At 45.2% G+C, this 1386-nt stretch carries 2 protein-coding genes and 1 pseudogene; all 3 read left to right on the forward strand.

Annotation, left to right across the window (positions count from 1 at the left end; all coding sequences use genetic code 11):
• Window positions 1-88: 88 nt before the first annotated feature.
• Window positions 89-418 (forward strand): helix-turn-helix domain-containing protein, encoded by a 330-nt coding sequence (locus tag OSCIL6407_RS31600; RefSeq protein WP_162140463.1) that lies wholly within the window; start codon window positions 89-91, stop codon window positions 416-418.
• A gap of 193 nt (window positions 419-611) precedes the next feature.
• On the forward strand, window positions 612-785 hold the full coding sequence (locus OSCIL6407_RS35765) for a hypothetical protein (RefSeq protein WP_162140464.1): 174 nt from the start codon (window positions 612-614) through the stop codon (window positions 783-785).
• 132 nt (window positions 786-917) lie between these two features.
• A pseudogene (locus tag OSCIL6407_RS36035) lies at window positions 918-1386 on the forward strand (hypothetical protein); the annotation flags it as partial.

Genomic DNA, 1386 nt, shown 5'->3' on the forward strand with positions numbered 1-1386 from the left:
TCGCACCCAGCCGGAAATTTGGCAATTTTATCTTGTTTGAACTGCGGTTAAAATCTTCATTCCGATCGCTACAACTTAATATTTGCCTTTGGTATTCAATGCCTATGCTACAGGAGTTTCTGTGGAGTTACTCTACGATTGGATTAAACTGGCAGGCATCAGCCGAGGGCACAATAGCTATCCCAAAAAGCAAAAGGAGGAATGTTTATCTCTATATGTTAAAGGTGCTTCCTGTGGAGAAATCGAAGCTCTCACTGGAATTTCAAGGGCTACAGTTGGAGATTGGGTCAAACAGGCTAATTTAGGAAGAAAGCCGTGTAAAGGAGGGCGACCGCCTAAGTATTCGCCCGACGTAAAGCAGGCGTGTTTGGAATTGTTTGCTCAGGGTAAAAGTGTTTCACAAATTGAAGAAAACTAAACATTTCACCACTTACAATTCGTCGGTGGAGGCGAGAGGCTGAACGCTTGGCACAAAGCTCTCCAAACTGTCCTGTGCTTGACGGCGATGACAAAGACCTCTAAAGAGACCGGACTCTATCAAAATAACGTGAGCTGCACCCATACCGATTAGGGTGCGGCTGCGGACTTTGGCGTGGGTTTTTACCCATTTTATGGGTGGCGAGCTCCCGTCAACAATGCTGGATGTGGTGGGGTCAACTGTTTGGCAAGTGAAAAGCGCGGAGCGTTTTTGGTATGGGGGCGATCGCTGTGTTTCTAGCGATCGTTCTAATGTTGGTTATACTCTCGACTATAGTCCTACTACCGCGCGATCGCACACTACTTAAAACATAGAATCAAGCATTTCAGAATATCGCGCTAGTCACGCCCTCGGTTTTAAGTAACTTATGTATGTAACTATTGACAGCTACCTAGAGAGAAGCTCATGATAAGTTACCTAAAGTTATATGTAACTAGCGATGAGTAAATTGGCAAGGGTGAAATATGGGACGGCTCAACTCCCATCTGGCAAAAAGATAGAGGTGGGTTTTAGGCAGTGGTATGAATGGCTAGAGCATCCAGAGACTAAATCCTTCAGGGTTGATGATGGCGAGGGTTACACAGCCAGAAAAGAAACAGAAGGAGGCTACTGGTACGCCTACCGCAAAGTTGAGGGAAAGTTACATAAGCGTTACATAGGATTGTCTAAGGCTCTGACTTTGCGGCGACTGGCTGAAGTTGGGGCATTATTCGATATCCCTAGTCAACCTAAGTTACCTAAGCCTATGGGTAACTCAAAGGTCAGTGAAGACCTTCGACCCTGGCTCAATGAAAAGATTTGTTTTCAAGACAGTGCCATAAAATTCTCTCCTCCTCCACGAGAAAAAGATGAAGAGTTAGATTCCTCAAAAGACAAGAATGAAGCTGTCGCCAATACTGAGCCAATTG

It is taken from the genome of Kamptonema formosum PCC 6407 (assembly GCF_000332155.1).
GTDB lineage: Bacteria > Cyanobacteriota > Cyanobacteriia > Cyanobacteriales > Microcoleaceae > Kamptonema > Kamptonema formosum.

Excerpts from the sequence above, each read along its gene's own strand:
- OSCIL6407_RS35765 (WP_162140464.1), top strand. The coding sequence starts at position 612 with ATGGGTGGCGAGCTCCCGTCAACAATGCTGGATGTGGTGGGGTCAACT.